This is a genomic window from Pseudomonas sp. MONT-RG-20F-20-E-7-02 (assembly GCF_022662395.1).
Taxonomy (GTDB): Bacteria; Pseudomonadota; Gammaproteobacteria; order Pseudomonadales; family Pseudomonadaceae; genus Aquipseudomonas.
In genome coordinates, this window is the sequence record NZ_JAKNQN010000006.1 from 170,219 (window position 1) to 189,190 (window position 18,972).

General features: G+C 60.0%; 16 protein-coding genes. 9 read left to right on the forward strand and 7 right to left on the reverse strand.

All coding sequences use genetic code 11. From position 1 onward, the window contains the following. On the forward strand, positions 1 to 579 hold the full coding sequence (locus tag L8I05_RS18660; RefSeq protein WP_159959485.1) for a cob(I)yrinic acid a,c-diamide adenosyltransferase: 579 nt from the start codon (positions 1 to 3) through the stop codon (positions 577 to 579). 116 nt (positions 580 to 695) lie between these two features. Here L8I05_RS18660 and L8I05_RS18665 read toward each other — a convergent pair whose 3' ends face one another. The 3 genes from L8I05_RS18665 to secA all read right to left on the reverse strand — a co-directional run bounded on the left by L8I05_RS18665 (position 696) and on the right by secA (position 5,736). Continuing rightward, entirely contained in the window at positions 696 to 1,640 is a 945-nt protein-coding gene (locus tag L8I05_RS18665; RefSeq protein ID WP_242170867.1) for a Nudix family hydrolase, read from the reverse strand. A 19-nt stretch (positions 1,641 to 1,659) separates the two neighbouring features. After that, positions 1,660 to 2,877, reverse strand: coding sequence for a bifunctional glutamate N-acetyltransferase/amino-acid acetyltransferase ArgJ (gene argJ, locus L8I05_RS18670; RefSeq protein ID WP_032895495.1), 1,218 nt, complete (start codon positions 2,875 to 2,877; stop codon positions 1,660 to 1,662). Positions 2,878 to 3,000: 123 nt separating this feature from the next. Next, positions 3,001 to 5,736, reverse strand: a complete 2,736-nt coding sequence (gene secA, locus L8I05_RS18675) for a preprotein translocase subunit SecA (protein ID WP_159959491.1) — start codon at positions 5,734 to 5,736, stop codon at positions 3,001 to 3,003. A 305-nt stretch (positions 5,737 to 6,041) separates the two neighbouring features. Here secA and L8I05_RS18680 point away from each other — a divergent pair, with 305 nt between their 5' ends. Next, positions 6,042 to 6,497: a DciA family protein gene (locus L8I05_RS18680; protein WP_242170869.1), complete on the forward strand. Its 456-nt coding sequence runs from the start codon at positions 6,042 to 6,044 to the stop codon at positions 6,495 to 6,497. Between the two features lie 4 nt (positions 6,498 to 6,501). Here L8I05_RS18680 and L8I05_RS18685 read toward each other — a convergent pair whose 3' ends face one another. Further along, positions 6,502 to 7,980, reverse strand: a complete 1,479-nt coding sequence (locus tag L8I05_RS18685) for a helicase HerA-like domain-containing protein (RefSeq protein WP_242170871.1) — start codon at positions 7,978 to 7,980, stop codon at positions 6,502 to 6,504. Positions 7,981 to 8,184: 204 nt separating this feature from the next. On the opposite strand from L8I05_RS18685, the gene L8I05_RS18690 reads away from it, so the two are divergent. Next, positions 8,185 to 10,077 (forward strand): methyl-accepting chemotaxis protein, encoded by a 1,893-nt coding sequence (locus L8I05_RS18690; RefSeq protein ID WP_242170873.1) that lies wholly within the window; start codon positions 8,185 to 8,187, stop codon positions 10,075 to 10,077. 36 nt (positions 10,078 to 10,113) lie between these two features. Here the strand turns inward: L8I05_RS18690 and L8I05_RS18695 are convergent, their stop codons facing one another. Then, on the reverse strand, positions 10,114 to 10,284 hold the full coding sequence (locus L8I05_RS18695) for a hypothetical protein (RefSeq protein WP_174245647.1): 171 nt from the start codon (positions 10,282 to 10,284) through the stop codon (positions 10,114 to 10,116). 90 nt (positions 10,285 to 10,374) lie between these two features. Further along, positions 10,375 to 11,223, reverse strand: coding sequence for a formyltetrahydrofolate deformylase (purU, locus tag L8I05_RS18700; protein ID WP_005790961.1), 849 nt, complete (start codon positions 11,221 to 11,223; stop codon positions 10,375 to 10,377). 350 nt (positions 11,224 to 11,573) lie between these two features. Between purU and mvaT the strand changes: the two genes are divergently transcribed. Beyond that, positions 11,574 to 11,948, forward strand: coding sequence for a histone-like nucleoid-structuring protein MvaT (gene mvaT / locus L8I05_RS18705; RefSeq protein WP_005790963.1), 375 nt, complete (start codon positions 11,574 to 11,576; stop codon positions 11,946 to 11,948). An 89-nt stretch (positions 11,949 to 12,037) separates the two neighbouring features. On the opposite strand, the gene sbcB is transcribed toward mvaT, so the two are convergent. Next, positions 12,038 to 13,465 carry an exodeoxyribonuclease I gene (gene sbcB / locus L8I05_RS18710; RefSeq protein WP_242170875.1) on the reverse strand — a complete coding sequence of 476 codons (1,428 nt, stop codon included), beginning with the start codon at positions 13,463 to 13,465 and terminating at the stop codon, positions 12,038 to 12,040. Between the two features lie 167 nt (positions 13,466 to 13,632). Here sbcB and L8I05_RS18715 point away from each other — a divergent pair, with 167 nt between their 5' ends. The 5 genes from L8I05_RS18715 to L8I05_RS18735 are packed head-to-tail and all read left to right on the forward strand — an operon-like array spanning position 13,633 to position 18,967. Next, complete coding sequence (locus L8I05_RS18715) at positions 13,633 to 14,325, forward strand: RDD family protein (RefSeq protein WP_159959503.1); 693 nt, start codon at positions 13,633 to 13,635, stop codon at positions 14,323 to 14,325. Next, on the forward strand, positions 14,322 to 15,302 hold the full coding sequence (locus L8I05_RS18720; protein WP_242170878.1) for a stage II sporulation protein M: 981 nt from the start codon (positions 14,322 to 14,324) through the stop codon (positions 15,300 to 15,302). The genes L8I05_RS18715 and L8I05_RS18720 overlap by 4 nt, the downstream gene beginning before the upstream one ends. Further along, entirely contained in the window at positions 15,289 to 16,818 is a 1,530-nt protein-coding gene (locus tag L8I05_RS18725) for a DUF4129 domain-containing protein (RefSeq protein ID WP_242170880.1), read from the forward strand. Before L8I05_RS18720 ends, L8I05_RS18725 begins: the two co-directional genes overlap by 14 nt. Further along, the gene (locus L8I05_RS18730; protein ID WP_242170882.1) at positions 16,815 to 17,975 is read left to right on the forward strand and encodes a DUF4350 domain-containing protein; all 1,161 of its coding nucleotides are present in this window, start codon (positions 16,815 to 16,817) and stop codon (positions 17,973 to 17,975) included. Before L8I05_RS18725 ends, L8I05_RS18730 begins: the two co-directional genes overlap by 4 nt. Next, positions 17,972 to 18,967: a MoxR family ATPase gene (locus tag L8I05_RS18735; RefSeq protein WP_242170884.1), complete on the forward strand. Its 996-nt coding sequence runs from the start codon at positions 17,972 to 17,974 to the stop codon at positions 18,965 to 18,967. The genes L8I05_RS18730 and L8I05_RS18735 overlap by 4 nt, the downstream gene beginning before the upstream one ends. Positions 18,968 to 18,972: the final 5 nt, after the last annotated feature.

The window sequence follows — 18,972 nt, forward strand, 5'->3', positions numbered from 1 at the left end:
ATGGGCTTTCGCCTGTCGAAGATCTACACGCGTACCGGCGACAAAGGCGAGACCGGCCTCGGCGACGGCCGCCGCGTGCCCAAGGACCACCCGCGGGTGGAAGCCATTGGCGAGGTGGATACGCTGAACAGCCAGTTGGGCTTATTGCTGGCCAACCTTGAAGAGCAAAGCGGCAAGCACCCGCAACTGAACGAGGTGATCGAGGTGCTCACACCTTGCCAGCATCGGTTGTTCGACTTGGGCGGTGAACTGGCGATGCCGGTGTACAAGGCACTGAATGCAGCGGAAGTCGATCGGCTGGAAGCGGCGATTGATCGCTGGAACGAGGAAGTCGGGCCGTTGGAGAACTTCATCCTGCCCGGTGGCTCGGCGCTGATCGCCCAAGCCCACGTGTGCCGCAGCCTGGCGCGCAGCGCGGAGCGGCGGTGTCAGCAGTTGAATACGCTGGAGCCGTTGGAAGGCGTGGGGTTGGCGTATATCAATCGGCTGTCGGATCTGTTGTTTGTCGCGGCACGGGTGATTGCCAAGCGCCAGGGTGTGGCTGAGGTGTTGTGGCAGGCGGCCGCAAAACCCCACTAAGATCGTAAGATCGTTCCCACGCTCTGCGTGGGAATGCCTCTTGTGACGCTCCGCGTCACGCTTTGGGACGCGGAGCGTCCTGGGCTGCATTCCCACGCAGAGCGTGGGAACGATCATCAGACCTGCGGCCAGAACGCCCGAATGCCTGCCACACCCTGAGCCCCAGCTTCCCAAGCCTGTTCCCGCTCAGCCGGCCCAACGCCGCCCAACAGAAACACCGGCTTGCTGAACCCACTGATCAGCTGCGCCGCCTGCTCCCAACCCAACGGCTGGGCATCCGGATGCGTCTGGGTCGGCTGCACCGGTGACAGCGTGACAAAATCCACGTCCATCATTTCTGCCAGCGCCAGCTCTTCGGCGTTATGACACGACGCCGCCAACCAACGATCCTTCGGCAGCGGGCGGCCCTTGCTCGCGTATTTGCGCAACTGCGCCGCAGTCATATGCCAACCAGCGGCAGGGAAATCCCCCAGCCACTCGAACGGCCCTTTGAGCATCAGTTGCGCCTTACCGGCACACAAGCCAACAGCGTCCACCGCCAGGTCACGATATTTGGGGTCGTAGCCGTTAGGTGCACGCAATTGGATCAGCTTGATGCCACCGGCAATGGCTTTCTGAATACCGCGCAGCAATGTCGGGGTTTCCAGCTCGCCCGGGGTGATCAGGTACTCAGCCGGTAGCCGCGCCGCCGCAACGATCGGAGCGTTGGCCGCCGGGAATGCATAGTTGATCAAATCCCGTGGAGCCACCCATTCCAACGGCTGCCCTTCGGCACCATGGGGCTCGCCGCTAAAGGCCGAGACTTCCCAGACATCCAGCAACACCTGTTTATCCGGGTAGTCATGTTGCACCTTGATCAGCGGCCGCGCCGTGGTGACCTGAATGCCCAGCTCTTCCTGCAATTCGCGGGACAGCGCAGTGGCGACCGATTCATCGGCCTCCACCTTGCCGCCGGGAAACTCCCAGAGGCCGCCCTGGTGTTGGGTATCGGCGCGGCGCGCCAGCAGAATCCTGCCATCGACGCCACGGATCACCGCTGCTGCTACATGCACTCGTTTCACCGCGCTATCCTCTTGGCTGTCAGGTGCGGTATTCCGCATTGATCTTCACGTATTCGTGGGACAGGTCGGTGGTCCAGATGGTTTCGCTGCACTCGCCGCGCCCCAACTCGATGCGGATGGTGATTTCTTCCTGCTGCATCACCGCCGAACCCTGGGCTTCGGTGTAGGTTTCGGCGCGGGCGCCACGGCTGGCAATGCACACGTCGCCCAGGAACACGTCGATCTTGCTCACGTCCAGGTCCGGCACACCGGCACGGCCCACGGCAGCAAGGATGCGACCCCAGTTCGGGTCAGAGGCAAACAGCGCCGTCTTGATCAGTGGCGAGTGGGCCACGGTGTAGCCGACATCCAGGCATTCCTGGTGGTTGCCGCCGCCGTTGACTTCAACGGTGACAAACTTGGTCGCGCCTTCGCCATCACGCACGATGGCCTGGGCCACGTCCATGCACACTTCAAACACCGCCTGCTTCAATGCAGCGAACAGCGGGCCTTCGGTGGAGGTGATTTCCGGCAGGTTGGCCTGGCCGGTGGCGATCAGCATGCAGCAGTCGTTGGTCGAGGTATCGCCGTCGATGGTGATGCGGTTGAACGACTTGTTGGCGCCGTCCAGCATCAGGCGCTGCAACACGTCACGGGAAACTTTGGCGTCGGTGGCAATGTAGCCGAGCATGGTGGCCATGTTCGGGCGGATCATCCCCGCGCCTTTGCTGATACCGGTCACGGTGATGGTCACACCGTCGTGTACGAACTGACGGCTCGCGCCTTTGGGCAGCGTGTCGGTGGTCATGATGCCGGTAGCGGCGGCAGCCCAGTTATCCACCGACAAATCATCCAGCGCGGCTTGCAATGCGCCTTCGATTTTTTCCACGGGCAGCGGCTCGCCGATCACACCGGTGGAGTACGGCAGCACTTGGCTGGCGTCCACGCCGGTCAACTGGGCCAACTTGGCGCAGGTGCGCGCAGCCGCCACCAGGCCAGGCTCGCCGGTGCCGGCGTTGGCATTGCCGGTGTTGGTCAACAGGTAGCGGATCGAACCGGCAACGCGTTGCTTGGCCAGGATCACCGGCGCCGCGCAGAACGCGTTGAGGGTGAACACACCCGCGACCGTCGAGCCCTCGGCACAGCGCATCACCACCACATCCTTGCGCCCCGGGCGCTTGATGCCGGCCGAAGCGATACCGAGTTCAAAACCGGCAACCGGGTGCAATGTGGGCAAAGGACCAAGACCAACAGCCATGAATGCGCTCCTTAAAAATTAGGTGATGTCTGTGCCGTCGTGTCGACGGTGAAATTAATGGCAAAACGCCGCGACGGCAGAAGCCGGTCGCGGCGCGGGGTATTGCAGCGTCAGGCAAAAACCTTAGTTGATTTCGCCGTGGCAGTGTTTGAACTTCTTGCCCGAACCGCACCAGCACAGTTCGTTGCGGCCCAGCTTCTGGTCATTGCGAACCGGGGTTTGAGCCAAGGCCACATCGACCTCTTCACCCAATACTTCCGGCGCTTCCAGGCCCGGTGCTTCGTCGTGCTGGAACTGCATGCGCGCAGCCAGTGCTTCGGCTTCCTGGCGCAGGCGAGCTTCTTCCTCGATCGGGTCTTCGCGACGTACCTGAACGTGGGACAGCACGCGAATCGAATCGCGCTTGATCGAATCCAGCAGCTCGGAGAACAGCGTGAACGACTCGCGCTTGTACTCTTGCTTCGGGTTCTTCTGGGCGTAGCCACGCAAGTGGATACCGTGACGCAGGTGGTCCATGGTCGACAGGTGGTCTTTCCACAGGTCATCCAGTACACGCAGTACGATTTGTTTCTCAAAGGTGCGCAGTGCTTCGGCACTCGCTTGCTCTTCTTTTTCGTTGTACGCGGCCAGCAGCTCGGTCATCAGCTTCTCGCGCAGCGTCTCTTCGTACAGGTGGTCGTCTTCGTCCAGCCATTGCTGAACCGGCAAGTCCACACCGAAGTCGCTCTTCAACGCCGCTTCCAGACCGGCAACATCCCACTGCTCAGGCAGGGACTGTGGCGGAATGTGTGCGCTGACGGTGGCGTTGAGCACGTCCTGACGGAAATCAGCGATGGTTTCGCCAATGTTGTCGGCGGCCAGCAACGTGTTACGCATGTGATAGATCACTTTACGCTGTTCGTTGTTGACGTCATCGAACTCGAGCAGTTGCTTACGAATGTCGAAGTTGCGGCCTTCAACCTTGCGCTGGGCCTTCTCGATGGCGTTGGTCACCATACGGTGCTCGATCGCTTCACCGGACTGCATGCCCAGGGCTTTCATGAAGTTCTTCACCCGGTCCGAGGCGAAGATGCGCATCAGGCTGTCTTCCAGCGACAGGTAGAAACGGCTGGAACCAGCGTCACCCTGACGACCGGCACGACCACGCAGTTGGTTGTCGATACGGCGCGATTCATGACGCTCGGACGCGATCACCTGCAGGCCACCGGATTCCAGCACGGCCTGGTGACGTTTCTGCCAGTCGGCCTTGATCTGGGCGATTTGCTCGGGGCTTGGGTTTTCCAGCGCCGCGACTTCCACTTCCCAGTTACCGCCCAACAGGATGTCAGTACCACGACCGGCCATGTTGGTGGCGATAGTCAGTGCGCCTGGGCGACCGGCCTGGGCGATGATCTCGGCTTCTTTTTCGTGGAACTTGGCGTTCAGTACCTTGTGCTCGATACCTTCCTTGTTGAGCAGGTTGGACACGTGCTCGGAGGTTTCGATAGTGGCGGTACCCACCAGGATCGGACGGCCCTGGGCCATGCCGTCCTTGATGTCGTTGATGATTGCCGCGTATTTCTCTTCGGCAGTCAGGAACACCAGGTCGTTGAAGTCTTTACGCGCCAGCGGCTTGTTCGGCGGGATCACCATCACGGCCAGGTTGTAGATCTGGTGGAATTCGAACGCTTCGGTGTCGGCCGTACCGGTCATGCCGGACAGCTTGTTGTACAGACGGAAGTAGTTCTGGAAGGTAGTGGACGCCAACGTCTGGCTTTCGGCCTGGATGTTGAGCCCTTCCTTCGCTTCGATGGCCTGGTGCAGGCCTTCGGACAAACGACGACCCGGCATGGTACGGCCGGTGTGTTCGTCAACCAGGACGACCTGGCCGTCCTGCACGATGTATTCGACGTTGCGATGGAACAGCTTGTGGGCGCGCAGGCCGGCATACACGTGGGTCAACAGGCCCAGGTTGTGCGCCGAGTAGAGGCTTTCGCCTTCTGCCAGCTCGCCGATCTGGGTCAGCATCTCTTCGACGAACTGGTGACCGGCTTCGTTGAGTTCGACCTGGCGGGTCTTCTCGTCGATGCTGAAGTGACCTTCTTTGGTCACCACGCCTTCCACTTCCTCGATGTGCTGCTCCAGACGCGGGATCAACTTGTTGATCTCGGTGTACAGGCGCGAGCTGTCTTCGGCCTGGCCGGAGATGATCAGCGGGGTACGGGCTTCGTCGATGAGGATGGAGTCGACTTCGTCGATCACGGCAAAATTGAGTTCGCGCTGGAATTTTTCTTCCATGCTGAACGCCATGTTGTCGCGCAGGTAGTCGAAACCGAATTCGTTGTTGGTGCCGTAAGTGATGTCGGCGGCGTACGCAGCGCGCTTCTCTTCCGGCGGCTGGAACGGCGTTACCACGCCGACGGTCAGGCCGAGGAATTCATACAGCGGGCGCATCCAGTTGGCGTCCCGGCGAGCCAGGTAGTCGTTCACCGTCACAACGTGCACGCCCTTGCCGGACAGTGCGTTGAGGTAAACACCCAGGGTTGCCACCAGGGTCTTGCCTTCACCGGTACGCATTTCGGCAATCATGCCTTCATGCAAGGTCATGCCGCCGATCAACTGGACGTCGAAGTGGCGCATGCCCATGACACGCTTACCGGCTTCACGGGCGACCGCAAAGGCTTCGGGAAGCAGCTTGTCGAGGGTTTCACCTTTGGCTATGCGGGCCTTGAACTCTTCGGTCTTGGCGCGCAATTGCTCGTCCGAAAGGGCAACCATCTGCTCTTCGAAGGCATTGACCAGCTGCACCGTTTTGAGCATGCGTTTAACTTCGCGCTCATTCTTGCTTCCAAAAAGTTTCTTTAACAAAGGCGCAAACATATCGGCAGGTTCTTCCACACATAGGGATGGAGGGCGCACCGTCAGTGGCCCGAGCAGCCCTCACGGCCGCATGCGAACGCGCATTCTACCCGGAATCGTGGGTGAGGAAAGTGGCGTTATTCCCCGATGCTGGCATGGCGCTGTGAGAGGGCCTGTTTAAAATAAGGGCTTTTGCTGGAACTTCAACCCATGGAGCGCAGAAGTTACCTATTGATTTCACGGGCAAAGGCCTGTTATCGCATTGCCTGGGGGCGCACAGGCGCTTTCTGCTAAGATGGCGGCTCTGTTACTTAAGGTGTCTAGACATGGCATTTCGCCCTCTTACAGCCCGCGCGCCAAGCGTGTTGCTCCGCGAAGCCAAACCGTTGAAAGCCATCTTCGGCCACGCGCAACGCCTGGGCCATTTGCAACGCTTGGTCGAAAGCCAGCTGCAACCTGCCGCACGAGAACATTGCCATGTCGCGTCCTGGCGTGAAGGCAATTTGCTGTTAATTGTCACCGACGGCCATTGGGCGACCCGTTTGCGCTACCAGCAAAAACGCCTGCAGCGACAATTGATGGTATTTGATGAATTTGCCAGTTTGACCCGTATTCAGTTCAAGGTGCAGCCACCCACCGTGCAGCAAGGCGCAGTGGGGCACACGATCAACCTGTCGGTGACGGCCGCCGAAACCATCCAGGCGACGGCCGATGGGATCAGCGACCCGGGCCTGCGCGCAGCCCTGGAGCGGTTGGCCGCGCACGCCAAGACCAAAGCCTGAGCCCCTATTTACGCTTGCTGCCGCCCAGCAACGAGCCCAATAACCCTCTTACCAGTTGCCGCCCCATCTGATTGGCGGCCTGTTGCATGGCTGACTTGAGTGCCTTGCCAGCCGCCGTGCCCAAAAACGCGCCGGCCCTGTCGGTAAAGCTCGGTTCTTCAGTGGAGGGTTTAGCCTCTTCGGTCGGCCCAAGGTCCTTGCGCGCCATCAACACTTCATAGGCCGACTCGCGGTCAATGGGCTTGTCGTAACGCCCCAGCAGCGGCGAACTGGCGATCAGTGCCGCGCGTTCGGCCTCACTGAGTGGCCCGATTCGCGATTGCGGCGGCGCAACCAGCACGCGCTGGACGACCTCCGGCGTGCCCTTCTCCTGCAACGTGCCCACCAGCGCCTCACCCGTGCCCAGTTCAGTCAGCACCGACAACGTATCGAACGCCGGGTTGGGCCGGAAACCGTCGGCGACCGCACGCAGGGACTTCTGCTCTTTCGTGGTGAACGCACGCAAGCCGTGCTGGATACGCAGGCCGAGTTGCGCCAATACCGTGTCAGGCAAATCACCTGGGGACTGAGTGACAAAGTACACACCCACGCCTTTAGAGCGAATCAACCGCACCACTTGCTCAAGACGATCCTGCAGCGCCTTCGGCGTGTCGGCAAACAACAAATGCGCCTCGTCGAAAAACAGTGCCAGCAGCGGCTTGTCGGCATCGCCGCTCTCCGGCAATTGCTCGAACAGCTCGGCCAGCAGCCATAACAGGAAGGTCGCGTAGACCTTCGGTGCCTCATGCACCAGGCGGCTGGCGTCGAGCAAGTGGATGCGCCCACGGCCGTCACTGGCCGGTTGCAAAATATCCTCGAGTTGCAGCGCCGGCTCGCCAAACAAGGCTTCGGCACCTTGCTGTTCCAGCACCGCCAGGCGCCGCAACAGCGCCTGGCTGGAACCGGTGGTCATCAGCGCCGCGTCGTCACCGAGCAGTTCCGGGTGATAGCGCAAGTGGTTGAGCAATGCCTTGAGGTCTTTAAGGTCGAGCAGCAACAGGCCTTCGCGGTCTGCCACTTTGAAGGTGGCATACAGTGCCGATTGTTGGCTGTCAGTGAGCTCCAGCAGGCTGCCGAGCAATAACGGCCCCATTTCGCTGATGGTGGTGCGAAGCGGATGACCCGACTGCCCGTGAATATCCCACAGCGTTACCGGATAGGCCTTTGCCGTGTAGTTAAGGAAAGGCATACCCGCGATGCGCTCGGCGACTTTACCTTGAGGGTTGGCCGCAGCGCCCAACCCGCACAAGTCGCCCTTGATGTCAGCGGCGAACACCGCCACGCCCGCATCACTGAAGGCCTCCGCCAGGCGCTGCAACGTAACGGTCTTGCCTGTGCCGGTGGCACCGGCGATCAACCCATGGCGGTTGGCCAGGCGCATGGCCTGGGCGATTGGCTGGCCATCGAGGCCGGCGCCGATAAGCAGTTGCGAGGAGTCAGGCATTTCGTCACCTTTGATTAATCTTTAATGCCGCCAGGTCGATATAGAGCGATGTATGACCCACAAAGTCTAAAAATAGGTCAGATAGCTCCTACAGGGACCAACAGAGCTATCACAAGAAGTATCACACCTTTTTTGACGCTGTCATTTTGCGCGTCCCATAAGGACGCGCTTCGGATATTAAGACCTTAGCGGACCCTACAAGCCATGAATAAAAACCTGCGCTTCAGCCACAAAATCCTGCTTGCAGCCTCCCTTATCGTCATCGCCGCCTTCGCGCTGTTTACCCTCTATAACGACTACCTGCAACGCAACGCGATTCGCGACGACCTCAATAACTACCTGCATGAAATGGGCGACGTCACGGCCAGCAATATCCAAACCTGGCTCAACGGGCGCATTGCCCTGGTGGAAAACGCCGCACAAAACATCGCCATCAATCCCGAACCCAGTGTGGTTGCCGGCCTGCTTGAGCAGAAAGCCCTGACCTCCGCGTTCATGGCCACCTACGTCGGCGACAGCAAAGGCGCCTTCACCATCCGCCCCGACACCAAGATGCCGGACGGCTTCGACCCGCGCGTTCGCCCCTGGTACAAGGGCGCCCAAAGCAGCAACGGTTCGACCCTGACCGAACCCTACATTGACGCCGCTACCGGCCAGTTGATTATTTCCGTGGCCACCCCGAGCACCACCAAGGCTGGCCAGAGCGTCGGCGTGGTGGGCGGCGACCTGAGCCTGCAAACCCTGGTGGATAACATCGGCGCGTTGAATTTCGGCGGCATGGGCTATGCGTTCCTGGTCAGTGCTGACGGCAAAGTGCTGGTGCACCCGGACAAAAACCTGGTGATGAAGACCCTGGCTGACGTGTACCCGAAAAACACGCCGAAGATCAGCGCGGACTTCAGCGAAGTCCAGGCCAACGGCAAGGACAACATCGTGACCTTCACGCCGATCAAGGGCTTGCCTTCGGTGAACTGGTACCTGGGTATTTCAGTAGATAAAGACAAATCCTTCGCCATGCTCAGCGAATTCCGCACCTCGGCGGTGATCGCCACGCTCATTGCCGTGGTGATCATCATTGCGCTGCTGGGCATGTTGATCCGCGTGCTGCTGCAACCCTTGCACGTGATGACCCGCGCCATGCAAGACATCGCCGATGGCGAGGGCGACTTGACCCGCCGCCTGACCATTCAGAACAACGACGAATTCGGCAGCTTGGGTAACGCCTTCAATCGCTTCGTGGAGCGAATTCATACGTCGATTAGGGAAGTGTCCTCGGCCACTGAGCAGGTCAACGAAGTCGCCTTGCGCGTGGTCAGCGCGTCCAATTCGTCGATGGTCAATTCCGACGAGCAGGCCAACCGTACCAACAGCGTCGCCGCCGCCATCAACGAGTTGGGTGCCGCTGCCCAGGAAATCGCACGCAATGCCGCACAAGCCTCCAACCAGGCCAGCGATGCGCGGCACCTGGCCGAGGACGGCCAACAGGTGGTTGATCGCAATATCAAGGCGATGACTCAACTGTCGGCGATGATCAGCGCGTCGAGCAGCAATATAGAAGCGCTTAACAGCAAGACCGTGAACATCGGGCAAATTCTGGAAGTGATCACCAGCATCTCGCAACAAACCAACCTGCTGGCACTTAACGCCGCGATCGAAGCGGCGCGTGCCGGGGAAGCCGGGCGCGGGTTTGCGGTGGTGGCCGATGAGGTGCGCAACCTGGCCCATCGCACTCAAGAGTCGGCGCAACAAGTGCAGAAGATGATTGAAGAACTGCAAGTCGGCGCCCGGGAGTCGGTCAGCACCATGAGTGAAAGCCAGCGTCACAGCCAGGACAGCGTGGAAATCGCTAACCTGGCCGGAGAGCGCTTGAACAGCGTGACCCAGCGCATTGGCGAGATCGACGGCATGAACCAGTCGGTCGCCACGGCCACCGAGGAACAAACCTCGGTGGTGGAGTCGATCAATATGGACATTACCGAGATCAACACCCTCAACCAGGAAGGCGTGGAAAACCTGCACTCAACCCTGCGCGCCTGCACCGACCTGGAACAACAGGCGGCACGCTTGAAGCAACTGGTGGGCAGTTTCCGCATCTGACCTGCGTGCCCGCCGGCTGATACGACGGCGGGCAGACTAGTCTTGCGAGGGCTCGGGTTTACCGTGCTCACGCTCCCACAGCTCGGCGGCACCGGGAAACTCGGTACCGTCCTCAGCGTCCAGGTCATCCGGGTCAAATCGGCTCAAACACCCCTCCCCCAGCGTCGCCGGGGCTTTGGAGGTGGCTTTGTCGAGTGGATCGCTCATCGATCAATCCTCAATGGCAGGCAAAGAAAAAGGGCCTGGGACGATTTAACGCCCAGGCCCTTTATTCTTCAATCGTTCAAAACGCGATTATCAGAACACCACGGTTTTGTTGCCATGCACCAGCACGCGGTCTTCCAGGTGATAACGCAGCCCACGGGCCAGCACCATCTTCTCGACGTCACGGCCGAAACGCACCATGTCTTCGATGCTGTCGCTGTGGCTGACACGCACCACGTCCTGCTCGATGATCGGACCGGCGTCCAGTTCTTCGGTAACGTAGTGGCAAGTGGCGCCAATCAACTTCACGCCACGCAGCGAGGCTTGGTGGTAAGGCTTGGCCCCCACAAACGACGGCAGGAAGCTGTGGTGAATGTTGATGACCTTGCCGGCGTATTCGCGGCACAGTTCCGGCGGCAGAATCTGCATGTAGCGCGCCAGCACCACAACATCCGCCTCATGCTGCTTGACCAGGCGGGAGACTTCGGCAAATGCCGGTTCCTTGTCCTGCGGATTGACCGGCACGTGGTAGTACGGAATGCCATGCCATTCGACCATGCTGCGCAGGTCGTCATGGTTGGAAATCACGCAGGCGATCTCACAGTCCAGCTCATCGCTGTGCCAGCGGTGCAGCAGGTCGGCCAAACAGTGAGACTCACGGCTGGCCATCAGCACGACGCGCTTTTTCTGCTCGGTGTCGGTGATGTGCCAGGTCATCGAAAACTCTTCGGCGATCGGCGCAAACGCCTCACGGAAGGCTTCAAGACCAAAGGGCAGCGTGTCGGCACGAATTTCGTGACGCATGAAAAACCAACCGCTGAGATCATCCGAGTGATGGCTCGCCTCGGTGATCCAGCCGTTGTGGGAGGCCAGAAAGTTACTGACTTTGGCAACGATGCCAACCCGGTCCGGGCAAGCAATCACCAGCCGAAAAGTGCGCATTAGGGGGGAACTCCAGAACTTCGCAAAGGCCGCCATTCTAGCGATTACGCAGAAAAACTGCAGTATTCCTTGCGCCTTATTCTGCCCGCGCGCCCTGGCTACAGCCCTTAATAGCGTAAGGTTTTACTACCGCTATATGTCTGTACAACGTCGAGCACGGGCAGTTATCGGAAAATAACCGAGATTATCTTTACGCTTGGCACCTACTAATTAACTCGATTGCGTAGCCTCGCTACAAACATTCAACGTAATTCACATAAATACGTCCTTAAATGTTTACTTGAGGTAATTGCCTGACTATTATTAGCCCACTTCCCCTGTCAATCAGCGCTCTACATAAGGTAGTCCACATGTCTCTGATCAACGAATACCGTGCCACCGAAGAAGCTATCAAAGAGCTGCAAGCCCGTTTGAAGAACCTGTCCCAAGACGACAAGCTGCAAACCGAGCTGGAATTCGAAGGTAAACTGCGCACCCTGATGGGTGAATACTCCAAATCCCTGCGTGACATCATCGCGCTGCTGGATCCAGAGTCGAAAGTTAAAGCACCGCGTGGCGCTGTAAAAACTACCGGCACCAAGCGTGCTCGCAAGGTCAAGCAATACAAGAACCCGCACAATGGCGAAGTGATTGAAACCAAAGGTGGCAACCACAAAACCCTGAAAGAGTGGAAAGCCAAGTGGGGCGGCGACGTCGTTGAAGGCTGGGCTACCCTGCTGGGCTAAGCCTGGTCAGGCACTTGCCTGATATGCAGCACATTAAAAACGCCAGCTTGCTGGCGTTTTTTATTTCCGATAATTCTGCAATTGCCTGACTACAGCGCCAGGCGAGCCGCTAATGAATCGGCATACTCCTGCCATTGATCAAGCACCTGGCACTGAAACGATGTAGCACTAAGGGCCAACTCCTCACGCGCCTGTTTAAATGCCAAAAGGGTATTGGGCGCGCCCCACTCCGGATTCGACAAACGTTGCTGGCAAAAAAGTTTCCAGCGCTGTTGCTCCTCGCTGTTCAAGGTGTCAGGAAAGTTGCGTGCGCGGTAGCGAAATAACAGTTCAGGCAATCGATGATCATCAAAAGGCCACTGCTGCTGCGCTAGATGTGCCGGTTCAGCCAACCGGACTTGTTCGCATAAACGACGGTCGCGATCACCTATAAAACCGTCATAGAGCTGCTGCTCAGGATCTGCACTCGGCGCAAAATCTTCCTCGGCGTAAATGGCCGCCAACTTATCGCGCCAAACTTCCTGTGCGTCAGTTAGTCGCAGCGCCCGCGCCTGGCACGCCGCCATATCCAACTGCAGGCGCTCGGCATCCTGTGCCCGCAGCACATTCAAAGGGGCAACCACCGGGCAGCGGTTGATATGCACCAACTTGAGCGGAACCGGCAGTTCACCCTCCGCCAGATCATCGCGCCGCGTGTAGAGACGTTCGCGCAAGGTAGCGGCGTCCAGGTCCAGCAACCCCTGCGGGTCGAGCCCCAGGTCACAGACAATAAGCGCATTACGGTTGCGCGGGTGCCAAGCCAGAGGCAGCACCACGCCCAAGTAATGACGCTCGGCGGAAAAACGCCCGGAAATATGCACCATGGGTTGCAGCAGGCGTATCTGATCCATCACCCGCTGCTTACTGCGCAACTGAAACAGCCAGTCGTACAGCTTCGGCTGTTTCTCCCGGACCAAACGGGCCAGTGCAATGGTGGCTCGCACGTCCGACAAGGCATCGTGAGCCTGGCCATGATCAATCCCATTGGCCTCGGTCAAGCGCTCAAGTTTAAGGGTGACGCGCCCGTCCTGCTCCGGCCAGACGATACCTTCGGGGCGCAGCGCATAGGCTGTGCGCACGACATCGATCAAATCCCAGCGACTGTTGCCGCCCTGCCATTCACGGGCGTAGGGGTCAAAAAAGTTGCGGTACAGGCTGTAGCGCGTCATTTCATCGTCAAAACGCAGGGTGTTGTAGCCGGCGCCACAGGTGCCTGGCGCGGCCAGCTCGGCGTGCACGCGGGTCATGAAGTCGGCTTCGGCCAACCCCTTTTCCGCCAGAACACCGGGGGTGATACCGGTAATCGCGCAAGCGGCCGGGTGAGGCAGGATATCGTCGCTGGGCTGACAATAAAGATTGATCGGCGGGCCGACCTCGTTGAGTTCGAGATCGGTACGAATACCGGCGACCTGCAGCGGGCGATCGCTGCGCGGGTTAATGCCGGTGGTTTCATAGTCGTACCAGAAAATGGAGGTCACGGGCTGTTCCTGTACTGAAGACCGTCAAAGTCTAGGCGCTGCGAGGCGTCCTGGGCCAGCGATAGATGACCTGTACAAACATCCAGTAAAATCTGGAAGGGTTGCTTCCACCGTCGACACTGCTAGCATCCGTGTCTCTGAACCGCCTCGCACTGCCAAGGATCGCAATGCCATCACCCCCGTTGGATACCCGCTATCAGATCGAGACCCCAGAGGGTATTGATCTGCCCCTGCGCCCGGCAGGTCTTCTGCCACGCGTCCTGGCCTTTGCTTTCGACCTGGGCGTGCGTGGGCTGATCATGGGTATCCTGCTCGTGCCTTTGGCCCTGCTGGGCAATATCGGCATCGGCCTGGGCTCATTGCTGCTGTTCCTGGTCAGTTGGTGGTACATGGTCCTGTTCGAGGTGCTCAATCAGGGCTGCTCCCCTGGCAAACAAGTCATGGGCCTGCGGGTGGTGCAGGACGACGGCACACCTGTCGGCTGGTCCGCATCACTGATCCGCAACCTGCTGCGCTTCGTCGATATGCTGCCCTTCGGTTACTTCCTCGGCGCCATCAGTTGTCTGCAACATCCTCATTTCAAGCGCCTCGGCGACTTGGCCGCCGGCACGCTGGTGGTCTACCGTGAACAGCCACTGCTGCGCCCTCAGATTCCTCAAGCTGGCGCCCTGCGACTGCCCTTTGCCCTGGACCTGAGCGAGCAACGCGCCATCCTCGGCTTCGCCGAACGCCAGGCTGAGCTGTCGAGCGAACGGGTGCATGAACTGGCCTCAATCCTCGCCACGCCCCTGCAAGTGTCGCCGGCGCGGGCCGTGGAACAGCTCAATGGTGTGGCCCGTGGCTTGTTGGGGCCGACATGAAACAGAGCCAGTTCGAAAGCCGTCACCAGGCCCAATGGGAAGCCTTCACCGAGCAACTCAAGCAGTTGGAGCAGGGTAAAGCCAAGCCGAGTGACGTGGCTGATTTTCCCCATCACTATCGACGTTTATGCCAGCACCTGGCCCTCGCCCAAGAGCGCGGCTACAGCAGTTACCTGGTAGATCCGCTGCAGCAACTTGCCCTGCGTGGCCATCAACAGTTGTACCGTCACCGCAGCCAGCTGGGCGCGAATGTATTGGCCTTCATTCTGGCCGGCTTCCCGCGGCTGGTGCGTGAACAGTGGCGCTTCGTCCTGATCGCCAGCCTGCTGTTCTTTGGCAGCCTGGCGGGCATAGCCCTGCTGGTTTACATGTTTCCCGACCTGATCTACAGCATCGTCAGCCCCCAGCAGGTCGCCGAAATGCAAAGCATGTACGACCCGGACGCCAGCCGCCTGGGCCGCGCTGCCGAGCGCGCCTCCAGCGAAGACTGGATGATGTTTGGCTACTACGTGATGCACAACATCGGCATTGCCTTCCAGACCTTCGCCGCCGGCCTGCTATTTGGCCTGGGCAGCGTGTTCTTTCTGATTTTCAACGGCTTGATCATTGGAGCTGTCTCCGGCCACCTGACCGAAATTGGCTATGGCCAGACCTTCTGGTCATTTGTCATCGGCCACGGTGCATTCGAGCTGAGCGCCATCGCCTTAGCCGGCGCGGCGGGCTTGCAACTGGGTTGGGCGCTGATCGCTCCGGGGCCGCTGGCTCGCAGCGAATCCCTGCGCCTGGCGGCACGCAAAAGCGTGCAGATGCTCTGTGGCGTCATGGTGTTCCTGCTGATTGCGGCCTTTATTGAAGCGTACTGGTCTTCCACCACATCGATCGCCCCCTGGGTCAAATACCTCGTCGGCGCTGCGCTTTGGCTCATGGTCGTCACCTACCTGACCCTTGCTGGACGGACCCGCCATGCGCCTGAGTGACGCCAGCGTGGTGATTCGCCCGCGTACCGCCTGGGAAGCCATGGACCTTGGCGTATTAATGGCCCGGGAACATCGCCTGCTGTTGATGAGCAGCTGGGCGCTGGTGAGCCTGCCGGTGTTTGCCTTGCTCACCGTCTTGCTTTGGGAACACCCGTCCATGGCGATGTTCGTGTTCTGGTGGCTCAAGCCGGCTTTCGATCGCTTGCCGCTGTACATCCTGTCCAAGGCCCTGTTTGGAGAAACGCCGCGTCTCAAAGACGCCGTACGCCATTGGCCACGACTGCTGAAAAACCAGTTGCTGGTCAGCCTGACCTGGCGACGACTCAGCCTGAGTCGCAGTTTCGTGTTGCCGGTCAGCCAACTCGAAGGCCTCGGTGGCCAGGCACGCCAGCAACGTCTGGGGGTACTGCTGCAACGCAACGCCGGTGCCGCGCGCTGGCTGACCATCATCGGCGTACACCTGGAAATCGGCCTGTGGTTTGGCTGCATGGCGATGTTTTATCTGTTTATACCGGATCAGGTTGAGCTGGATTGGGACTGGCAACGCCTGGCGCTTGGCACGGGATCGAACTGGCTGTGGCTGGAACACCTGACCAATGCCTTCTACGCCCTGATCCTGGTGTTCTGGGAGCCGATCTATATTGCCTGCGGTTTCAGCCTGTACCTCAATCGTCGCACCGTGCTGGAAGCCTGGGACCTGGAGCTGGTATTCCGTCGACTGCGCCAACGCCTGAGCAGTGTCGCGCCGCTGCTACTGCTGGTTGTCGGGCTGTTGCTGCTACCGTCGAGCCCGCCGGCCATGGCTGGCGACTCAAACGCACGCACGCCACTCAGTACTCAGGCTGCCGCCCAATCGATCAAGACCGTGCTGGAGCAGCCCCCGTTCAAAAACCCGGAAACCGTCACGCGTTATCGTTTTGGTGATGAAAAGCCTGCGACTAAAAACAAAACGCACGGTGACGGCAAATTACCAGCCTGGCTTGAGTCGCTGCTGGACAGCCTCAACAGCAACACCTTCAAACATGTCGGCCAGGGCTTGGAAGTTATCCTTTGGAGCCTGGTGATCGGTCTCTTGGCCCTGCTGCTCTGGCGCTACCGAGACTGGCTGCGCGCCTTTGTCGGCTGGCGCCCGCAGGCCAGCCCTAAACTCACCAAGCCAGCCCCTGCGCAGTTGTTCGGCCTGGAACTGGGTGTCGAGACGTTGCCGGAAGACATCGCCAGTACCGCCGAGCAACTGTGGCTCACTCAGCCACGGGAAGCCCTTGGCCTTCTGTATCGAGGCCTGCTCAGTCGATTGCTGCATGACTACAGCCTGCCACTGAAAAGCGCCGATACCGAAGGCCAGGTGCTGGAGCGCATTCACCAGCTGCATCAACCGCAGCTGCTGGCGTTCAGTGCAGAATTGACCCGTCACTGGCAGAACCTCGCCTACGGTCACCACCTGCCTCCAGCCTCAGTCCAGCAGAAACTCTGCACCGATTGGCGCGCGTTGTTCAGTTCGGGGGCCGCCCAATGAACCGCCCATTAGGCTGGATCGGAGTACTGCTGGCCTGCCTGCTGGGAGCCGGAGCCCTTTATGCCTGGCACAAGGCAATCCCTTATGACGAAGTGGTGGATCGCGGCCCTTCGCCCCAGGCCCGGCAGAACCCCTATCTGGCCGCCGAGCATTTTCTACGTGAGCAAGGTTTGGCCGTTGAGCATGCCAACAACCTTGAACGACTCACCCAACTCCCGGCCAAAGGCAATAGCCTGCTGATCCTGGGCGAACGCAGCAACATGACCCCGCGCCAAGTGGATCAACTGTTGGGCTGGACCAAGTCGGGTGGGCACCTGCTGGTGGTTGCCGAAGCGTTATGGGATGAAGAAACAGGCAAGAGCGGCGACCTGCTGCTTGACCGTTTGAACATCCACCAACTGATGAGTGACGTCCCTGACGAGCCGGCCTCCCCGCGCAAAAAGAAAGCGGCTCCGGATCTGACCAAGCTCTACGTCGACAATGAAACGGCCCCGGCCTATTTCAGCTTCGATACCGCCTTCAACCTTACCGACCCCAAACACGTCGCACAGTTTTCCGCGAATAGCGCCAAGGCCAGCCACCTGATGCAACTCGACTTCGGCAACGGCACCGTGACGGTTGTGACCGACAGTGACCTGTGGAAAACCCCGGCCATCGGCAAACACGACAACGCCTGGCTGCTGTGGTATCTCAACCAAGGCACTGACGTGACCTTGCTGTTCAACAGTGACGTAGACAATTTACTGACCCTGTTGCTGCGCTATTTCCCCCAGGCCCTGGTGGCATTTGTTGCGCTGATTGCCCTGGCACTGTGGCAGGCCGGCATGCGCCAAGGCCCTATCCAGGCGCCGGCGCCCAAGGCTCGCCGGCAGTTGCAGGAACACTTGAAGGCCAGCGCCGACTTCCTGCTGCGCCGCAGTGGCCAAGGCCCACTCCTGCAAGCCTTGCAGCGTGACGTCCAACGCGCTGCAAGACGGCGTCACCCAGGCTTTGAACACCTCGAAACCGCTGAACAGTGGCAGGTGCTCGAACGCCTGACGCGCCAACCCTTCCACGTCATTAGTCAGGCCCTCGGCCCACTCCCGGCAAAACGGCTCAGCAGCGCCGATTTCTGCCGTCAGGTGGCTTGCCTGCAAACTCTCAGGAATGCCCTATGAGCGATTTTCCAGCAGCCACGGCTCCGACCAGCGAAACCCTTCAACACGCCAGTGGGCAGGCGCAAGCCCTGCGCGTTGAACTGCGTAAGGCAGTGATCGGCCAGGACCAGGTGATTGACGACGTACTCACCGCTCTGATCGCCGGCGGCCACGTCCTGCTCGAAGGCGTACCGGGCCTGGGCAAGACGCTGCTGGTACGCGCCTTGGCCCGGTGTTTCGGGGGCGATTTCGCGCGTATCCAGTTCACGCCGGACCTGATGCCCAGCGATGTCACCGGGCATGCCGTCTACGACCTGCATACCGAACAGTTCAAACTGCGCAAGGGGCCGCTGTTCACGCATTTGTTGCTGGCCGACGAAATCAACCGCGCCCCGGCCAAGACTCAGGCCGCCCTGCTCGAAGCCATGCAGGAACGCCAGGTCACCCTCGAGGGCGAGGCGCTGCCTATCGGCCAGCCGTTCATGGTGCTGGCGACGCAAAACCCCATCGAGCAGGAAGGCACTTACCCTCTGCCCGAGGCCGAGCTGGACCGGTTCATGCTCAAAGTACGCATGGACTACCCCGATGCACAGCAGGAGCTGGAGATGGTGCGCGAGGTGACCCGCTCATCCAGGGCGGACATGCTCGATGTGCAACCGCTGCGCACCGTGCTGCAAGCCGAGGACGTACTGCGATTGCAGCAGATTGCCAGTGAACTGCCGTTGGATGAACAGGTGCTCGACTACGCCGTGCGCCTGGCGCGGGCCACACGCACCTGGCCTGGGCTGGCTATCGGCGCCGGCCCTCGGGCGTCCATCGCACTGGTTCGCGGTGCCCGCGCCAGAGCCTTGTTACGCGGGGGTGAATTTGTCATCCCGGACGACATCAAGGGCTGTGCGCTGGCGGTATTGCGTCACCGGGTGCGCATTGCACCGGAGTTGGACATCGACGGCCTTGAGGTCGACCAGGTGCTCAAGCAGTTGCTGGACCAGATTGCAGCGCCGCGGCAGTGACGTGC